The sequence below is a fragment of the Chryseobacterium sp. 1B4 genome (assembly GCF_036631475.1).
Classification (GTDB): domain Bacteria; phylum Bacteroidota; class Bacteroidia; order Flavobacteriales; family Weeksellaceae; genus Chryseobacterium.
Genome location: NZ_JAPNUF010000009.1, coordinates 87465 through 106061, shown reverse-complemented (window position 1 = coordinate 106061; position 18597 = coordinate 87465). Strand labels below are relative to the sequence as shown.

22 protein-coding genes and 2 pseudogenes are annotated in these 18597 nt (G+C 37.8%); 16 read left to right on the top strand and 8 right to left on the bottom strand.

The features are described from left to right. The first annotated feature begins 79 nt into the window (after window positions 1-79). Window positions 80-2573, top strand: a pseudogene (gene paaZ, locus OWR28_RS19600) (phenylacetic acid degradation bifunctional protein PaaZ). A gap of 75 nt (window positions 2574-2648) precedes the next feature. Here the strand turns inward: paaZ and OWR28_RS19595 are convergent. The 3 genes from OWR28_RS19595 to OWR28_RS19585 are packed head-to-tail and all read right to left on the bottom strand — an operon-like array spanning window position 2649 to window position 5324. Continuing rightward, on the bottom strand, window positions 2649-3530 hold the full coding sequence (locus tag OWR28_RS19595) for a hypothetical protein (protein ID WP_332388146.1): 882 nt from the start codon (window positions 3528-3530) through the stop codon (window positions 2649-2651). A 38-nt stretch (window positions 3531-3568) separates the two neighbouring features. After that, window positions 3569-4417, bottom strand: a complete 849-nt coding sequence (locus tag OWR28_RS19590) for a hypothetical protein (RefSeq protein ID WP_332388145.1) — start codon at window positions 4415-4417, stop codon at window positions 3569-3571. Window positions 4418-4427: 10 nt separating this feature from the next. Beyond that, window positions 4428-5324, bottom strand: a complete 897-nt coding sequence (locus tag OWR28_RS19585) for a hypothetical protein (protein ID WP_332388144.1) — start codon at window positions 5322-5324, stop codon at window positions 4428-4430. A 573-nt stretch (window positions 5325-5897) separates the two neighbouring features. Here OWR28_RS19585 and OWR28_RS27185 point away from each other — a divergent pair. Continuing rightward, window positions 5898-6062 (top strand): bacteriocin-like protein, encoded by a 165-nt coding sequence (locus tag OWR28_RS27185; protein ID WP_433988098.1) that lies wholly within the window; start codon window positions 5898-5900, stop codon window positions 6060-6062. Between the two features lie 101 nt (window positions 6063-6163). Here OWR28_RS27185 and OWR28_RS19580 read toward each other — a convergent pair whose 3' ends face one another. Beyond that, on the bottom strand, window positions 6164-6835 hold the full coding sequence (locus OWR28_RS19580) for a CPBP family intramembrane glutamic endopeptidase (protein ID WP_332388143.1): 672 nt from the start codon (window positions 6833-6835) through the stop codon (window positions 6164-6166). A gap of 173 nt (window positions 6836-7008) precedes the next feature. Between OWR28_RS19580 and OWR28_RS19575 the strand changes: the two genes are divergently transcribed. Both OWR28_RS19575 and OWR28_RS19570 read left to right on the top strand, forming a co-directional pair. Beyond that, window positions 7009-7785: a DUF4241 domain-containing protein gene (locus OWR28_RS19575; RefSeq protein WP_332388142.1), complete on the top strand. Its 777-nt coding sequence runs from the start codon at window positions 7009-7011 to the stop codon at window positions 7783-7785. 4 nt (window positions 7786-7789) lie between these two features. Further along, a complete protein-coding gene (locus tag OWR28_RS19570) occupies window positions 7790-8476 on the top strand; it encodes an SMUG2 DNA glycosylase family protein (RefSeq protein WP_332388141.1) in 687 nt (228 codons plus the stop codon). An 83-nt stretch (window positions 8477-8559) separates the two neighbouring features. Here the strand turns inward: OWR28_RS19570 and OWR28_RS19565 are convergent, their stop codons facing one another. From OWR28_RS19565 to OWR28_RS19555, 3 genes are read right to left on the bottom strand one after another with little or no spacing between them, the layout of a single operon-like run. Beyond that, the gene (locus OWR28_RS19565) at window positions 8560-8727 is read right to left on the bottom strand and encodes a T9SS type A sorting domain-containing protein (RefSeq protein ID WP_332388452.1); all 168 of its coding nucleotides are present in this window, start codon (window positions 8725-8727) and stop codon (window positions 8560-8562) included. 35 nt (window positions 8728-8762) lie between these two features. Further along, window positions 8763-9380: a T9SS C-terminal target domain-containing protein gene (locus OWR28_RS19560; RefSeq protein WP_332388140.1), complete on the bottom strand. Its 618-nt coding sequence runs from the start codon at window positions 9378-9380 to the stop codon at window positions 8763-8765. A 38-nt stretch (window positions 9381-9418) separates the two neighbouring features. Next, entirely contained in the window at window positions 9419-9970 is a 552-nt protein-coding gene (locus OWR28_RS19555; RefSeq protein ID WP_312288603.1) for a phage tail protein, read from the bottom strand. Window positions 9971-10223: 253 nt separating this feature from the next. On the opposite strand from OWR28_RS19555, the pseudogene OWR28_RS19550 reads away from it, so the two are divergent. From OWR28_RS19550 to OWR28_RS19495, 12 genes and pseudogenes are all read left to right on the top strand, one after another. Further along, window positions 10224-10987, top strand: a pseudogene (locus OWR28_RS19550) (enoyl-CoA hydratase/isomerase family protein). A 206-nt stretch (window positions 10988-11193) separates the two neighbouring features. Next, a complete protein-coding gene (locus tag OWR28_RS19545; protein ID WP_332388138.1) occupies window positions 11194-11811 on the top strand; it encodes a hypothetical protein in 618 nt (205 codons plus the stop codon). A 90-nt stretch (window positions 11812-11901) separates the two neighbouring features. Next, window positions 11902-12192: a winged helix-turn-helix domain-containing protein gene (locus tag OWR28_RS19540; RefSeq protein ID WP_002981743.1), complete on the top strand. Its 291-nt coding sequence runs from the start codon at window positions 11902-11904 to the stop codon at window positions 12190-12192. Between the two features lie 65 nt (window positions 12193-12257). Then, the gene (locus OWR28_RS19535) at window positions 12258-12548 is read left to right on the top strand and encodes a hypothetical protein (protein WP_332388137.1); all 291 of its coding nucleotides are present in this window, start codon (window positions 12258-12260) and stop codon (window positions 12546-12548) included. Window positions 12549-12576: 28 nt separating this feature from the next. Further along, a complete protein-coding gene (locus OWR28_RS19530; RefSeq protein ID WP_332388136.1) occupies window positions 12577-12909 on the top strand; it encodes a hypothetical protein in 333 nt (110 codons plus the stop codon). A gap of 49 nt (window positions 12910-12958) precedes the next feature. Beyond that, complete coding sequence (locus OWR28_RS19525) at window positions 12959-13405, top strand: Coq4 family protein (protein WP_332388135.1); 447 nt, start codon at window positions 12959-12961, stop codon at window positions 13403-13405. A gap of 194 nt (window positions 13406-13599) precedes the next feature. Beyond that, window positions 13600-13767: a hypothetical protein gene (locus OWR28_RS19520; protein WP_332388134.1), complete on the top strand. Its 168-nt coding sequence runs from the start codon at window positions 13600-13602 to the stop codon at window positions 13765-13767. Next, window positions 13749-14738 (top strand): DUF4153 domain-containing protein, encoded by a 990-nt coding sequence (locus tag OWR28_RS19515; protein WP_332388133.1) that lies wholly within the window; start codon window positions 13749-13751, stop codon window positions 14736-14738. The genes OWR28_RS19520 and OWR28_RS19515 overlap by 19 nt, the downstream gene beginning before the upstream one ends. Continuing rightward, window positions 14708-14968, top strand: a complete 261-nt coding sequence (locus tag OWR28_RS19510; protein ID WP_332388132.1) for a hypothetical protein — start codon at window positions 14708-14710, stop codon at window positions 14966-14968. Before OWR28_RS19515 ends, OWR28_RS19510 begins: the two co-directional genes overlap by 31 nt. Window positions 14969-14974: 6 nt before the next feature. Continuing rightward, window positions 14975-15679, top strand: a complete 705-nt coding sequence (locus OWR28_RS19505) for a DUF1361 domain-containing protein (protein ID WP_332388131.1) — start codon at window positions 14975-14977, stop codon at window positions 15677-15679. A gap of 43 nt (window positions 15680-15722) precedes the next feature. Next, on the top strand, window positions 15723-16271 hold the full coding sequence (locus OWR28_RS19500) for a hypothetical protein (RefSeq protein WP_332388130.1): 549 nt from the start codon (window positions 15723-15725) through the stop codon (window positions 16269-16271). Between the two features lie 60 nt (window positions 16272-16331). After that, complete coding sequence (locus OWR28_RS19495) at window positions 16332-16844, top strand: hypothetical protein (RefSeq protein WP_332388128.1); 513 nt, start codon at window positions 16332-16334, stop codon at window positions 16842-16844. Window positions 16845-16926: 82 nt separating this feature from the next. Here the strand turns inward: OWR28_RS19495 and OWR28_RS19490 are convergent, their stop codons facing one another. Then, window positions 16927-18585, bottom strand: coding sequence for a S8 family peptidase (locus OWR28_RS19490; RefSeq protein ID WP_332388127.1), 1659 nt, complete (start codon window positions 18583-18585; stop codon window positions 16927-16929). Between the last annotated feature and the right edge of the window lie 12 nt (window positions 18586-18597).

The following is an 18597-nucleotide window of genomic DNA, read 5'->3' as shown; positions in this document are numbered from 1 at the left end:
GTGAAAATGTAACAATAAATCCATAGCAAACAACTATTGATAAGCTGTTACACTGCTACATTGATAAATTAAATATTTTATGGAAAAGTTAAAAAACTATATCTATGGACAATGGGTGGAAGGAACCGGAACCGGAGTCCCTTTGTACAACGCCGTTACAGGAGAGCAGGTAGCTGTTTCCGATACAGAAGGCCTTAATTTTGAACAGGCTCTTGACTACGGAAGAACAGTAGGATACAAAAACCTTTCTTCAATGACTTTCTACGACCGCGGGGAAATGTTGAAAAAAGTAGCCCTTTACCTGCTGGAAAGAAAGAAAAATACTACGAACTATCCTACAAAACAGGAGCTACCCATGTGGATTCGTGGGTAGATATCGAAGGAGGTTTCGGTACTTTCTTTACCTATTCCGGATTGGCAAAAGAATGCTTCCCAATACTCCGTTCTGGGTAGACGGAGATACACAGAAAATCTCTGCAAACGGGACTCATTTGGGAACCCATATTTTAACACCAAGTGAAGGCGTTTCCATACAAATTAACGCATATAACTTTCCGGTGTGGGGAATGCTGGAAAAGCTTTCCACTTCCTTACTGGCAGGTGTTCCTTCCATTGTAAAGCCATCTCCTTTCGGATCTTATCTTACCAATGCGGTATTTCAGGATATGATTGAAAGCGGAGTATTGCCTGAAGGTGCTGTTCAGTTAGTTTGCGGTGAGCCAGGGAATATTTTAGATTATGTACAGGATGGAGATTCTGTATTGTTCACAGGTTCTGCCCATACAGGAAGAAAATTAAAATCACTTCCTTCTGTTGCCGGAAATGCTGTCCGTTTCAACATGGAAGCAGATTCCCTGAACTGTTCTATCTTGGGATTGGAAGCAAAACCGGGAACTCCTGAATTTGACTTATTCATTAAAGAAGTACGAAACGAAATGACCACAAAAGCTGGTCAGAAATGTACAGCAATCAGAAGAATTATCGTTCCTGAGCATTTAATCGGTGATGTTCAGAATGCTTTGTCCAAAGCTTTGGATCAGACAAAAATCGGAAACCCGTTAAGCAGAGAAACCAGAATGGGTTCTTTAGTGGGAAGACAGCAGTATGAAGAAGTTCTGAGAAAAGTAAACCTGTTAAAATCAGAAACCGAACTTGTCTATGACGGAAAGCATGAACTGGTAGATGCGAACTACGAAAACGGAGCATTTATGAGCCCTAAACTATTCCTGAACGATAAGCCTTTCGAAAAGAATATCTCTCATGATGTAGAAGCTTTCGGACCTGTATCTACATTAATGCCGTACAGAGACGCTGAAGAAGCCGCTGCGCTGGCAAAGAGAGGAAAAGGAAGCCTGGTGGGATCTATCGTTTCTCATGATGAGAACTTCATCGCTGAAACTTCATGGAAAATGGCTTCCCAGCACGGAAGAATCTTTGTACTGAACAGAGATAACGCCAGGGAAAGTACCGGCCACGGTTCTCCACTTCCGACATTAATGCACGGAGGTCCTGGTAGAGCAGGGGGCGGCGAAGAAATGGGCGGTCTGAGCGGTCTTCATTTCTTCCTGCAGAAAACAGCTATTCAGGGATCACCGGATGTACTGAAAGCAATTACCAAGATCTATCAGCAGGGAGCGGAGAAAAAATTCTCGGATAAACATCCTTTCCAGAAATATTTTGAGGAAGTGGAAGTAGGAGACTCTTTAGAAACGGCAGGAAGAACCGTTACAGAGGCAGATATCGTAAACTTCTCCAATGTTTCATGGGATCATTTCTATGCCCATACAGATGCTACAAGTTTAACAGGTACTATCTTCGATAAAACTGTTGCCCACGGATATTTCATTCTTTCAGCTGCTGCAGGATTATTTGTTTCAGGTAAAAAAGGGCCTGTTATTGCCAATTACGGATTGGAAGACTGCAGCTTCTTCAAACCTGTATATGCCGGAGATACCATCACGGTTTATTTAACGGCAAAAGAAAAAATAAACAGAGGAGTAAAAGGAAGAAATATCCCTTCCGGTGTTGTAAAATGGCTGGTGGAAGTAGTAAACCAAAGAGATGAGGTCGTTTGCGTGGCAACAATCCTGACATTGGTAGCTAAGCAGTCTCCTTTTATTGATCTGAATGTGAAAAATGTTCAGAAAATACTGAACGGATTAACAGAAAGCACTCCTGCGCTTTGGGGAAAAATGTCTCCTCAGCAGATGATTGAACATTTGGAAAAAGCGGTACTGGTAAGCTTCGGAGAGCCTGAAGCAGAAAAATGCTTCACTCCGGAAGAAAATATTGAAAAATGGCAGGACTCGCTTTATAATCACAGAGCAATGCCGAAAGAATTCACAGCTCCTTTCCTTCCGCAGGATGGTTCGCTTCCTGAACTTACCCACAAAAGCCTGGAAGCTGCAAAGCAGTCATTCATGGATAATCTGAAGAAATTTGTGATCTATTACAAAGAAAATCCACAGGCAGAACACATGAATTATGTATTCGGAAAACTGAACAAAGAAATGTGGGAACTGATGCACAGAAAGCATTTTACTCACCACTTCCAGCAGTTTGGATTGATTTAGCTAAAACTAAATATAAAATAAAAAACAGCAGTTAAGTAAACTGCTGTTTTTTTTATGTAATCAAATATCAATCGATTACTGTTCAACTATTGTAAGTGAATTATAAGCTCCGTTTCCTGAAGTATCAAACTGGCTGATTGTACCATCAAATGCTACTGTAATCCAGGTAAAAGGTCTTAATTTGTCACCCTTGTTTAAATATACGCTTACTGTACATGAAGACCCTACTGGTACAGCATTGGGACTTGCTCCTGTATCAGAAGAATATCCATTATTTGTTTTTATCCTTTGGGTGATTGTACCCCCCGGATTTCTGACTTCCCATATTGCTTCAGTCTGATTGTTTGATCCTGTATTGACCTGGCTGGATTGTAATGCGAAAGTAAAAGTTGCAAAATATACACCATCACGCGGAGCTACAAATTCACCTGTAGCCGGATTGAAATTTGAGGTGGGAACCCCTGAGTCCGAGTCAAATTTCTCAGTCCAGTTAGTTAAATAAGAAGATCTTCTTTGAACAATGCCGGATTTAGTTCCTATTTCTGAAGGCGTAGCACTTTCAAATACATAAGTATCCTGAGTTGTTTTGCTTGCCATTACAATGATACGCGGTTTCCCTTTAGGAAAAAAGCTCACCCAGTTTGAACCGTCGGAAAACTCCAGATAGCCCTTTACACCAATGGCAGGGCTTGCTACATATCGTAATGCACCTGCACCCGCCTGCGCTGCTGTTTTAGTAGTGTTTCCGATAGCTACAGAACCATTTACATTGTTGCGCAGATCCAGCGCTACTTTTGGGTTAGCAGCTAATGTGGCTATTTTTCCGGAATTATCAATAATAATGTTCCCTGCATCTGTCTTAATTTCAACAGGGTTGGCTGGATTGGATAATCCTATTCCTATTTGAGCATTGATATAGTTTATATTGAATGATAAAGCAATAAAAATACTAATCAATCTTTTTATTTTATTCTTTGATTTCATCATGATGTGTATTACAATTCACTGATACTTAAATTATTTAATTTATTGTCATTTAAAATGCTTCGTGCACTGCCTATATTATGCTTCACCGTAAATTTTATAGTATCATCTTTCTTAAGATTGAAAATAGCATTACAATTACCGCTTATAAAATTACTTACTGCACCGGCCTGAAAGGCAGGATAAGAATTTACTGTTTTAAATACGGGAATGTTATTCGTGTTCTGGCTGCTTTCTATCGTGGTTTCTATAAAAGTGTTTTTAGGTATATTTCCGTTGGCCAGAGTAATGTTGAAGGAAACAAGATAGAAACCATCACGTGGGGCTTTAAAAATTCCGGTGCTTGGATCAAAATCTCCGCCTACTGCTGTACCTGAATCAACTGTTTCTGTCCAGCCGGTAATGGTTGTCGTCGTTGCACTGGGAATACTTTGTGCAGAGCTGTTACTGGCATTTACCAGCGCTTTAGTCGGAGGGGTGAGTGGTAATGCAATCCATTGCTCGCCATCAGAATATTCTAAATATCCACCGGTATTATAACGTATTGCTCCTCCACCTGCTGAAGAAGGGCTCTGTGTATTGCTGCCCAAACCAATAATTCTTTGGTCGTTTGAAGATCTGAGATCAACCTTGGTAACCGGATTTAGAACTCCAACTCCTATCTGACCCTCTGATGTAATGACAACATCGTTAGATATTTTTGTAGCATCAGGAGCAGAACCATTATCTTTTCCGGCATCTATATGCAGAGGCTGTGCAGGATTAGGGGTGAAAAAACCTACCTGGGCTGCTGTTTTAATGGCCAGAAAAAATAAAATAGAAGAGAATAGCTTATAAGTGATATTGATTTTCTTTTTCATGATCTATATCTTAATGTTCTATTATAGTTAGATTGTTAAATCCATCATCCGGATTGGCAGGATCTGATGAGTTACTGGTAACTCTGAGAGGAATAGCTCCTGAGGTAAGATTCTGATACAATCTGGCACTTACCTTGGTACCTGCAGTTAAAGTAAGGGTAACGGTACTTGATCCTCCAGCCTGTGTAGAACGTGTAGAATTTGCATCATCAGCTGTACCTGTCATAGATTGGCCGAAAGTTTTATATACGCTGGCAAGAACAATACCTGTAGTAGGATTATAAAATTGGGATTCAACTCTGGAACCATCATTAATAACAGCACCTGTGAAATTAAATGTTAACAGAAAGGTATAAGTTCCGTTTCGGGGAGCTGTAAATTCACCGGTGATTGGATCAAAGCTGTTGCTCATATCACGTACCTCGCTCCAGTTAGTAATAGTGGTAGGAGTTGCTGTCGGTATTGACTGGCTTGCTATTTTACGGACCACAATAACTGCTTTTTGAGGGGCAAGATAAACCTTGTTCCATACTATGCCGTCAGATACCTGAATTTTAGCTCCTGCCGGTATATTGTTTACATCATACCGTGTAGCACCTGCACCCGCCGCAGCAGCAGACATAGTGGTTGTCCCTAACCCAAGTGAATTTTCACTTCCTGCGGATCTCATATCCAACTGAACTTGCGGATTTAGAACCCCGGCTCCAATAAAACCTGTTGTCTTATTTACAATAATGTCATTAGAAAGTTGTGCTGGTGTTGGTACACCTGAAGTGGGATTGTCTTTTGCACCATCTACATGTAAACTTCCCAATGGATTATTTGTTCCTATACCTATTTGCGCATTGAGTGTATTAATAAGGAAACAAAAAGGAAGTATTAATAATTTGTGTTTTTTTTTGATCATATTTTAATTTAGAATTTTAGGCAATTAATACAATTTAATAAGTCACTATTTTTAAATAGTAATGACATTCTAAAAATCAGTTTTCAGGATTTAAAAGTAAACATGTCTTAGGAAGCTGATTATTAGGGTTATGATGAGTACAAATCTGTTTGGGCCTTAAATTTTGCTTTTGAGGGATTTAACAAAATTTAGAATTTTTCAATTTCTACTCAGGTATTTGACAAGAGACTCGCTTGAAAAAGAACCATAACTTGCATAACAACAGTTTAATTTCTCATCATTAATGTGCTTTTAGAATCTTCGATTATAATAATATATGTGCCACAGCCAGAGTGTTTTAAATTTTTGTCAAAAGTGAAAATTTTTTAAATACTTACAAAAAATAGTGTTAAGATATACATCGACAGGCTGATAGATTTTTTTCTACGATCAATAAGTCTGGGAATCTTATTTAGGAAGTCCGGAATCGGTTTTTAATCAATTAATTATAATGTTTTTCTGGATGAAAATTGTTATCTTTAATAAGCGTAATCCGAAAAGCATATAGAGTAGGAGACAACATTAAAACTAATTATGATGAAAAGCTTAAAAAAACTTTCAAGACATGAGTTGAGATCTCTTAAAGGAGCCGGACCAAACTGGTCTTGTACCCTTAATCCCTGTCCTCCCGGAACCTGCTGCCTTCCAGGAAGATGGCCGGATATTGCCAGGGCATGTTATATATGCGCTGATTCTTAGATTTTTTAATTGTAAACAATACATAAAGCTGCAATCCCCTGAGTTTTGCAGCTTTTCTTATATCTTTTGTTAAAAATTATTTGTGTTTGATACTGTGAGATTTATTTTTTAAGCTTGAAATAACTATATACCAAAAGAGGTAAAGCGAAGATCTGGAACAAAAATACAAGCAGTGATGGAATTCCTTCAAGATGGGTCTCATTGGCTTTCATGAAGAGCTGTTTACCTAGCGGACCGTTTGAGAATACAATAATATTAACCAGGTTCCAGCCCAGATGAATGGCTATAGGAAAATACATGGATCTCGTTTTAGCAAAAGATACAGCCAGCATCCATCCAAAGATACCAGTCATCACAAAAATAATTCCCATTTGAAAAGGATTTCCGAAAGCATTATAAGAAAACCAGTGATAGATGCCAAAACAGATTGCAGAAAGAATACAGGCTTTAGTAGCTCCCCATTTTTCAATAGCAAGATAAAGCAATGCACCTCTGAAAAGTAGCTCTTCAAACAGCACCGACTTTACAACCCACCACAAGCTTATTAATGCAGCAGAGAATGTCAATTGCTTATTCAGGATCCAGCTGTTGCTGATAAAGGCTGTTGTCATGATATGATAAAGGCTGCAGACCGCTGCCGCCAGCAGAAAACCGATACACCAATGAATTAATCTTCTTTGGCTTGGTTTAAATCCTAAAACAGAAAGATCCTTTTTGGCCCCAAACTTAAGGAGCATCCAGGAAATGATAAGCTCAATTATAATTCCAATCATTGGTTATAAGTTTTATTTGAATGAAAGAGTTATTTCATTGAAAACGAAGATAATAAAAAAATAAGCCGGAAATGAAATGATTTAATTTTTTAATTAACAGTTCCTTGCTTTAGTCTTTTCCTTCTCTTGCAAAAAAACAGTATTTTTAAAACTCAATCATAAAATAAAGAACAATGAACGAAAGCTGGATGCAAAAATGGGAAGAAGTAAAGGAAATTCTCACATCTCCTGTAGATATTGATAGTTATTTTACTTCAGAGGTGATTATGGGACAGAGCATTGAAGTCATGGAGATCGGAAATGTTTCCCTGCCTTCCGGAAAAGTAATCGTGAGAGATCCGCTGGTTTATCTGAATGCAGATGAGAAACCTTATTTTGTGGATGTTCCCAAAGGAGACTTTCCTGTAACGGTTGCTGTAGCAAAATTAGAAGGATGGGGAAGCCGGTATGCTGCTGTGAAAGTAGAATTTACAAAAGAAAAACCCGTACTTTACCGGGAAGCATTGATTGGAACCGAAAATCTTGAAGGTGTCAGTGAAGGAGAGTATTTCGGGTTTGCAGTAGATGCAGGATTAGGCTGTATCACAGATCCTGAGGTGGTTCCTTTTGTTGAGAAGTTTCTTTCAGAATTGAATGTTGATAATATTTATGATGATTATTTTGCAGAACTCTTTGCTGAAAGCTACAAAGAAAACCCTAAAAATCAGAGAGATCTTGGTGACTGGATCAACTGGAAGGTTCCCAATACGGAATACCATATTCCTATCTTTGCAAGTGGTTTGGGTGATGGCCTTTATCCTGTTTACTTTGCTTATGATGTTCAGGGAAAAATATCAGGCCTTTATATTCACTTTATTGATATTGAACTTATGCTGTCCGAAGAAGAGGAAGAAGACAACGATGATGAGGATTCTGAACAGCCGGATAATTTTATATTTTTAAAGCAATAATTTCATGAATACAACTTTTGCAGACCATGTCATTCATTTCAATAAGAATCTTAGCTATACAGGAAACCTGCCAGAGGGGTTTGAAGTCCTGAATCCATATCTGGATAATCCGGAAACATTAACGGTCATGCAGGAATTTTATCATAAATACTATGATGACCCGGCTAAAAGGAAATTTATGATTGGAATTAATCCAAGCCGTCATGGAGCAGGAGTAACGGGAGTTCCGTTTACCGATACAAAAAGACTTGAAAGTGTTTGCGGAATCAAAATGAAGTCAGCATACACCCATGAAGTCTCTTCCGTATTCATGTATGATATGATTGAAGAATATGGCGGTGCAGATCTTTTTTATAAGGATATTTATATCAATTCTCCTTTTCCGCTGGCGATTGTGAGGAAAACCAAAAACGGATGGCTTAATGCCAATTATTATGATGACAAGGAGCTCTTCAATTTTGTAAAAGACTTTATGATCGAATCTCTGAAGAAGCATATCAGTCTTAATCTGGACACTTCAGAAGTTTTTATCCTGGGTAAAAAGAATGCAGATTTTCTTTCAAAACTGAATAAAGAAGCCAAACTCTTCGATACCATGACCGTTCTGGAACATCCAAGATATATTCAGCAGTACAAATCAAAAGATAAACAGCTTTATATAGACAAATACATTTTAGCGTTGAAAAAATGACGAAATCCCTTCCGATGAAGGGATTTGTCATTTATGAATTAGAATCTTTAAGGGATATGGAACTTATGTGCAATTTCCTGATATTAATTTTTAATGATTTTGGTGGATTCTGTTGCTGTTTTGATAATATAAACTCCTTTCGGAAATTCTGAAATATTGATTTCATTATTCCCTTTCTGGGTTTGTACCGTTTTCAGCAATTTACCGTCAAGGCTGTATACTTTAGCTTCATTGGCTTTTTCAGTGTTGATAGAAAGAGGGCCGTTGGTTGGGTTGGGATAAACAGTCAGGTTTTTTGAGTGCTTTTAGCTTCTGATGTACCTAATACCAGATTGCTGTCTTTTACCCAGGTAAAGGCATCAAAACCTACATACCGGAAGGCGCCGCCTGCAGTGATCTGCAATTCGTCAATCACGATATTTGAATAATTCTGGCCGTTTAGGTTGGTAAGATCTATCAGGGTATATCCATTGGTGGACCCTAAGCCTGTCGCAAATCCGGTAGTTTTGGTTTGTGTGAATTTTGTTACTCCACTCAGCTTTCCGGTAACGGTCAGGGTTCCTATTACATTGAGATCCAGATTCAATGCAGAAAGATACATCCAGAATCGGTTTACCTTAAACAAGTTAGAGGTAGTTTTAATACTGAATGAGGGCGGAAACTGAGAATCATTGGAATTATCAATATACCGGTTATCATTCATTGTTCCGCTCCAGCCTGTTCCCGGGAAATTCCCCTGGATGTCAAAAACACTTACATGTGAAATGATATTGAAAATGACTCCATTATCGGTGAAGCTTGTACTCCCGTGGGATTCCGTTTCAAATAGTTCTGTACTGGTCTGCCCGAATGAGAAAATTGAAATGAGCAGACTACAGATTGCTAAAAAAGTAGTGCTTTTCATGATGTTTTGTTTTAAATGTTAGGTTGGTTAAAAGGATCTTAATCTCTTGGCGGATAAATGCCTTCAACACAGATAATATAATTTAAGCCAAGATATGGAGGCATATTATTCAACGGTAAACCTTGTCCTGTAAAAGAAATACTTAGCGGATTAATCGTTGTATCAGGGTTGGCATCATTCACGAAACTTGGTACTGCATTGAAATCTCTTCCCACCTGCGTTCCTGAGATGGCAATTGTTGAGGTGGCTGTAGGAGTAGACGAATTGGCATTCTTATTGGCTACTTTAAGCTGGAATCCGGCTCCTATACTTGGAAGGTTTGATGATAAAAGTGTATTTTGTGTTGTACCGGATACTATTCCCAAAGGATAGTTTTCACCGGAGTTTACATTCCCGGCACCTAAAGCCATACGTCCTTTTAAGTTGGGAAGAGCAAAAGTTGTGATGCCATCTCCGCCGTAAGTGGTTCCTAAAATAGAAAATAAAGCAGAATTTCTTGAAATGCTTATTAAGCTTCCGTCGCAAAACATCCAGCCTCTCGGCGCGAAATTTCCTGCAAATAATTTTACAATTCCAATGTACTCGTCCATGATAATATGTTTTTAGTTTTAAATTTCTTACTCTTTTAATGGCTTTTCAGATGCCGCCATGGGTTATTATTTCTTGTTTCAAAGGAACGATTAATAGCATGCAGGTACTAGAGTAGAAAATACCAAATTAAAAACTCCGTATTTCTACGTAATAATGTCTCGAATTATGCATTGTTTAAAAGAAAATATAAGATTTAAGTTTCTCTGAACGAGCTGTATTTCGTATTTTTGTAAGAATCCAATAAAAATAAAAATGAGCGAATTTGTAGCATCAGAAATTAAAAATAATATTGCCGAGATCAGTTTCGGTACCCCTAAAAGTAATTCTTTGCCGGGAGCAATTTTAGAAAAACTGGCAGCAACCATTCTTGAAGAAGGAGCGAAAGATGAGGTGAAAGCTATTTTGGTTAAAAGTGAAGGTGAGAAAGCATTCTGTGCAGGAGCAAGCTTTGATGAGCTTTTAGCAATTGAAGAACTGGAAGCATCTACACAATTTTTCGGAGGCTTTGCTAAAGTTTTGAATGCGATGAGAAACTGCGGAAAGATTGTAGTTGTAAGAGTTCAGGGTAAAACTACCGGTGGAGGTGTTGGAATTGCCTGTGGGGCAGATTATTGTTTTGCCACAAAAGATTCAGCGCTGGCACTTACCGAAATCAATCTTGGAATTGGTCCCTTTGTTATCGGTCCTTATGTGGAAAGAAAAATCGGCAAATCACAATTTTCTGCAATGGCTATTGATGCTGATTTCAGATCTGCTGAATGGGCTGAACAGCATAATATCTACCATTCGGTTTCAGATACTATTCAGGAAATGGATGAAAAGCTGGAAAAATTTTTACAAACTTTGGCTTCAAGAAGCAGTGATGCATTGGTATTAATTAAAAAGTGTCATGGGAAGGAACAGACCATTTCAATGAATTAATGCCTGCAAGAATTCACATGAGTGCCAGTCTTATCCTTGAAGAGTCTGCAAAGAAAAATATTGAATCGATTAAAGAAAGATTGAGAGCGAAGTAATTTTTTATTGTACTTTAAACAGAAGATTCTAAATCTAACATACCATCCGGAGAAAGCATTGTGTTTCTCCGGATTTTTTTGTCCCATATAATATTATTGTTTGGATTGTCCTGAGTTTTAAGAAATGAATATAAATACCAAAATTTTAAAATAAAAACTTGGCAAATTGAAAATAAATTATAACTTTGTAATTCAAAGTTCTTTTTATGGATTCAAAAAACTATCACGAAGACTTATCCCATATCCGTTCCATGATGGAGCGTTCTTCCAGATTTATTTCTTTAAGCGGATTATCCGGAGTTGTTGCAGGCTTAACAGCAATTATCGGAGCTGTGTATGTGTATTTTGTTTTCCAGAGAGAAGGAATCAGCTATTTTGATGGGGACAGGAATATTTTAGGGCCTGCCCTGGTGAAAGAACTTGTTCTGATTGGAATCGTTATTTTGGTGGTAGCTGTCCTTAGCGGATATATTTTTACAGCTTATAAAAGTAAAAAGAAAGGTTTGAAGATGTGGGATGCCACAACAAAGCGACTTTTGATTACCTTTGCGGTTCCTTTGATTGCTGGAGGAGTTTTTTGCCTGGCACTTCTTTATCATCATCTTTTCGTTTTCATTGCTCCGGCTACACTCATTTTTTACGGATTGGCTCTGGTGGCAGCAGAACGGTATACATTAACGGATGTAAAATATCTGGGATATTTTGAGATTGTTTTGGGACTTATTTCTTTATTTATTTTAGGATGGGGATTAGTGTTTTGGGCAATTGGTTTCGGGGTTTTGCATATTATCTATGGATTAATTATGCATAAGAAGTATAAGTAATCAGAACAAGTAGTTTATAAGTTTGGCCTCAAGTATAAAACTCCATAAATGGTGTCAGGAAATATTGCAGAATAAATAAGATAAAGTAAAATGATCAAAATAAATCAACTCAATAAAGAATTCGAAAGCCGTGTAAGACTGGGCATTATGTCCGTTCTTATGGTGAATGACTGGGTTGATTTTTCTGAAATGAAAAGCCTGCTCGAAATTACAGACGGAAATCTGGCCAGCCATAGCAACGCACTCGAAAAAGCAGGATATATAGAAGTGAAAAAAGAATTTGTCGGAAAAAAACCTAAAACATCTTATCGTGTTACGCAGAGTGGAAGGCAGGCTTTTACTGAACATCTTAATGCTCTTGAAAAATTATTGGGACGGTAGTTCTATATTTTTTTGAAAATAAACTTTGAAATACAAAGTGCTTTATAATATTAAAATCAAATAAAATGATGACACAAAAACAAAAAACAGTTGCAATTTATGCCCTTCCTTTGGTTTTGCTAAGTATTCCGTTGTTGGGAAATCTATTTTCTAAAGAGGTAAACTGGTCGCCTTCAGATTTTCTGATAGCGGGAATTTTACTCTTTACAACAGCATTTTTGATCAATTGGGTCAGACACAAAATCAAAAAACAAAGTCAGAAAGTTCTGATCTGCATTTTCATTGTGCTGGCTCTTGCACTGATCTGGCTCGAACTGGCAGTAGGGATTTTTGGAAGTCCGATTGCAGGAAGCTAAAATTTTGTTTGCTTACTAAATCTAAATAATGATGAAAGGTTCAGAAATAATAAATCAAAAAATGATGAAAGGTCAGGAAATTCTATACTTCGGAAAGTCTCTGTTTGGTTTGTGCTTTGTCTTGGGAAGCATCTGCCTTATCGGGTATTTGACAACAAGGATGGAAGAATTTGCAATAGGAGGATATATGCTGCTAATTTTTGGAGCATTTTTAAACATACTGGTGATACTGGGGCTTTTGATCTATGGTTGCATATACAGATCAAGATTGAATGAATGTCTGAAAGCTATTGGTATTCTTTTGATAAATATACCCGTTGCAATTCTTTACACAGCCATAGGACTTAATAGTCTACATTAAAATAAATACATTATGAAAAAAATACGCGTTCAGTTTCTGCTATTTGTGTATGATAAAACTCAAAAACTCTACAGAAAATATTTTAAAAGAAAAAAGGCAATGGCAGTTCAATGAAAAACAGCTGCTGGAATTCCAGGATGATTCTTTAGGGAGAAAGCTCGGTGAATTTTACATGAAACACGGGTTTTCAATGATTCCCAAAATGGAAAACCATGATGTTCACCATCTGATTACCGGCTGCGGAACCAACTTCGAAGATGAAATTGCCATGCAGTACTTACTCCTCGGAAACGGCAAGCTCAATGCACATCTCCTGGCTGCAATCGTATTAGGAACAATTATCCTTCCGGAATATGTGAAAATTTATATCAAAGCCTACAAAAAGGGTCAGAATATGAGGGCTTTTCATCACTGGGATTTTGAAGGGCTGCTCTGGCAGAATTTTGAGCATGTGAAGGATTTCATTCAACAGAAAGAAACAATACCACTTCATTAAGATTAAAGATAGTGGCAAAAATAAATTCAGTCCACCGGGGAGAAGACATTTTAATCTCCTTTTTGTTGGGTACATCTTTACTGCTTTTATTTTGCATTACAAGAGCTGGATTTTTCGTGATATTCGGATTTTATTATATCTGTAAAATTAAATCCTTCGATCCTTTAAATTTTAAATCTTTAAAAATTAACCTCATGAAAACACATCATTATATATTTCTTACAGCCCTCTTGTTTGTTATTGTCTTCTATGACCAGGAAGTAGGGCTGAACCTTGGGATTCTTGGGATTGCCTATGCTGTACTGACTCTGTTCAGAACGGAGGAAAAAACAGGACCGGAACCTTGTACACCCTTTTTGTGACAAGCATCCTGTCCAGCATTGCATTTACCTGGTTTGGAGACTTCCCGTCTTTTATTGCAGTCGTAAGCTCATTGCTTTTACTAGGGTATAAATTGAGGAACAGAAGATTAAAAATTCTCTTTTTAATTCCGGTTTTTGTGGTGAATTGCTGTACATCATTCTGCCGTTTCTTCAGTTTTGATGAATGGCTGCCTAAGAAGAATATTCCCGGGTTATGGCAGAAAACACTGGCTTTCATTCTGATCCCGCTGGTGCTGGTTTCCGTTTTCTTTGGAATTTATTCTGCAGGAAGCGATCATTTTGCGGCTCTTTTCACAGATTATGAGCTTGATATTAATCTATGGCAAGTATTCTGTCTGTCTGTTTTAGGATTCTTTATTGCCTTCAATTACTGGAACTATGCCGTAGAAAAACTGATTTACAAAAATAATCATGTTCTGGATAATGAGTTTCCAAAAAATTCCCGGATCCCGAAGGCTACCTATTCTTTCCTTGACATTGATGCAGAAAGAATGAGCGGAGTGATTTCCTTTGTTTTGCTGAATATTCTGTTGGTATTCTTTATTATTACGTACAACTACGAACAGTTTTATGAAACGGTAAAAACACCCGTTCAGTTGTCAGAAGAAACCCATGAAAGAGTAAATGCAGTGATTATGTCTATTGTAATGGCTATTCTGGTGATCATGTTTTATTTTAAATCAGGATTTAATTTTGATCCGAAAGCCGGCCTATTAAAAATATTAACTAAAATCTGGATTTTCCTCAATGCTATTCTTGTTTTGTCTGCAGTTCTTAAAAACTATGAATATATCGTTAATTACGGTTTTACCTACAAAAGGCTGGGAGTTTTTGCTTTCCTTGTTTTATCAATGATCGGCCTGGCTTTAACCTTCATTAAAATTCAAAAGCAAAAAGAAATATTTTCCTTGTCAATACGATGGTCTGGTATGCTTACGGAACCGTTTTAGTGTGCAGCTATTTCAATTGGGGTGGTTTTATTACTGCTCAGAATATGAAAAGAAAAGATTTTGCAGTGAACTATCATTTGACATCCGTTAATTTCAGTGAAAAAGCCCTGTTGAAGTATGCAGATGAAAAAAATGATCAGAAGCTTAAAAAGACACTGCTGAATAAAGTAAAAAATGAAACATCCAAAACGTTTCTTTCCAGAATTATCTATTATCAAACCATTCAATAACTGATCATGAAAAAGTTTACAGGATCTTCAAGATTTAAAATCAGTATGCTCCTTATATTGATGACCGTATTTTGTTTCAGCCTCTCGGTTTTCAGATACTGCATCAGTGATACAAAAGTGTTTTTATTCCTCAACTGGAACCTCTTTCTGGCATGGATTCCTTTATTATTAAGTTCTTTGATTCAGGCTTTTACTATCAGAAGCAAAATCTCGCTGGCCTTTATCATTATAGTCTGGATTTTGTTTTTCCCCAATTCGCCCTATATCCTTACAGATCTTTTTCATCTGAGAGCAAGAAACGGGATCCCGATCTGGTATGACCTGATTGTGATTCTTTCTTATGCCTGGACAGGTCTGATCTGTGGTTTTATAAGTCTTAACGATATTGAACAGCGTCTTTCAGATTATGCCGGCAGAAATTTCATTACCGGTTTAATCCTATTTTTCCTTTTTATGAGCAGCTTTGGAGTTTATCTGGGAAGGTTTCTGAGATGGAACAGCTGGGATGTGCTTAATAATCCTTTTGGTCTTTTCTCTGATATTGTAGTGAGGTTCATCTATCCGATGGAATATACAAAGACTTGGGGTGTCACTGTTCTGATGGGGATCATGCTCAATTTTATGTACTTCACATTCAGATGGGTGGGAACAGATAATGAAAAAGTAATTGAAACTGAAAATAAACCGTTGCATGAATTGGAACAGTTTTAGCATTTAATTGAGCTCAACAGAATATTGGTTGACCACTTTTAAAATGAATTATTATGAAAAAAGCTTATTGTTAATCCCTTTGATGATTGTTGCCTGTAAAAAAGAGCCTGCCGTGACCAGTGTTCCGGATAAAGACTCTACAGCCGTCACAGAAATGCCGGACTCTGCTGTGAAAACTGATTCTGCTGCATTGATCAAAAGAGATTCAATTATTAACAATGCCCCGGCCACCAAAGAAGTTCTTCGTAAAGGTGTAATGAGAGATGAAAAAGAGGGGCAGATTATAAGAACTGCTGATGCCAGCCAGCTGCCTTTTACTATAGGGGAAGAATTTACAAAAGATGATCAGGATTTAGTTTTAAAACTGACCCATTATGACCGTCCGAATATCAAAGCAAAAATTTCTACAAAAGAAAAAGATTTCAATATCAGATTCAATCAGATAAGACTGCCTAATGGGAATTACGATGGTCCCTTCGGAAGGGAAATTACTTATGACACTCCCGGAAAAGGAGAAGTATGGCTGATTATAGGTAAAAGTAATATGGCTTCCGGAAATACCAAAGGAAGCTTTACCGTAACTGTAGAATAAAACCAATCAATTTGGTACAATTTCTGCAAACTAAACTCTGAAGTTTAAAAATTTAAAATTATGAAAAATATAGTTCTAACAGCAATGGCCGCCTCAGCAGTACTCGTAAGTTGCGGAACCGTACAGTCGCTGGTTCAGAATACATTTCCATACACAACGAATGTCTTGGTATCTACGGGAGTACCTGCTGATAAAGAAGTCTCTTCCACTGCTACAGCTACCAATGTGCAGACATGGTTTGGAGGTAATAATAATGCAAAGATTAAAGATGTAAGAATATCAGATGCAAAAATTTCTGTTGCATCTCCTTCAGGAGGTAATCTGAGCGCATTTAAAACCGTTAAGATCTATGTTTCATCCAACGGAACAGGAGAAAGACTGGTCGCATCACGTTCCAATATATCCACCAATTCTTCCAGCTTAAATCTGGATCTGAATGATACAGGATTCCTTGATGAAATTGTAAAAAGTTCCGGATTGACGGTAAGAACAGTTTATGAACTGAAGAATCAGACCTCTTCGGATATGAATATAAAAGTAGCGCTTAACTTCAACAGCGTTCCTGCACAATAATACAGATAAAAAATTGATATTAAAAACCCTCTTCCGGAATTCCGGAAGAGGGTTTAATGTGAAGTAAAATGTATAAAAATTTTTAAAGTTTTGTAAATTTCTCAACAACTCTTCTCTGGCCTTCATTGATATTAATGATATACTGACCTGCAGGCAGTTGTGAAATATCAATTTTTTCATCAGGCAAAACTGAGTTTTTTATCACGGTACGCCCCTGAAGGTTGATAATCTCAAAATCCAGCTTTTTATTTTCCACACTTTGAATCGCAATAGAATTGCTGGATGGGTTAGGATAAATTTTAACTTCTAATGCAGATAAGGTTTTAACAGGGGTGGCAAATTTACTTTCCAGCTGAAGTATGGCATTCTTCACATTAGGAAGAGGACCTATCTTTTGGCCGGTCACAGTTCCTCCCTGCGGAATTCCCGTAGAAATCAAAAGGTTCTTCATCGCCGTAGGTGTTAAATATTGTCCTGTTGTCTGGCGGTAAAAAGACTGGATCAGAATAGCTGCAGAAGACACCACCGGCGTAGCAGAACTCGTACCACTGAAATAATTATAGGTTCTGTTATTATCATTGTCATATTTTGCATAAGATCCGTAGCCTGCTGCCAGCACACTGCTTCCCCAACCCTGAACATCCACTCTGTTTCCATAAGTACTGAAGCTCAGCTTTGAATGGGTGGTATTGGGAGATCCGGCGCCTACGATGATGGCTCCGCTGTTTCCTCTTGCAAGATAGCTGGCATAAAACGGATCATCGAGATTTTGGTTGCCATTACCTGCAGCTGCAATGATAATGATTCCTGAATCAGTAGCCGCTTTTGTAAGGTCCCAGATGACCTGGTCATACTCAGCAGGGCAATACTGGCCGTCTTTTCCGCCAGTCTGCATTTCATATAAAATAATATCGCCGGCCTGTGATGCGTTGATAGATCTGCTCACTGCAGAAGCTCTGTTGTATCCCACAGTGGTCCATTCCATATAGCCCTTTATTTCAGAAGTACTGTAAGCAGCTCCTGTAAGTCCGATATTATCTTTAATTGAACCTAAAATACTTACCACTGCAGTCCCGTGGTCACGGTAATTATTATTCGCTAATCCTGCATTAGGAGAATATCCGGGCTCAAGCTGTATAGAGTTTTGATTGGAAAGCATTTCATGTGTTTTGTAAAAACCATATTCCACATCCCTTACACGGATATTCTGTCCGGTAATTCCTCTTGACCATGCATATTTTGCATTGATACCCGGATTGTCGTTCAGGTAAGTCTGAAGACTTTCCAGATCCGGAGTAGCCACAAAAGTATTGACCAAAGGAGGTTCAACGGGAGAAGCGCTCATCACAGATACATATTCTATTTCCGGAAACCTTTCCAGAGTCCGGATGATTTTTTCTGCTGTTTCTGTGCTCTGAAGAGGAAGATCAGCCTTATAGATTCTTTTCAGCTTTTCTACAGATTCTGTGGAATTTCCGATGGCTTTACTGTTTCTGGCCATTTCATCAAGCTTATTGTCCGTAAAATCAAGATCATACTTAAACGAAATGTGATGCTCTCTTGAAAATCTTTCCAGATCAGCGTTTCGGCTGAACGCTGCTTTTTCAGAATTGATGCCTTTTGAAAAGCATACATAAATAACTGAATTTTGATCATTAGCCATCCTGTGCTGGCTGTCCTGGCCAAAAGACAGGGAAGAGCAGAACGCAAACAATGCGAAAAGGTTGATTTTTGTTTTCATACTATTTTGTTA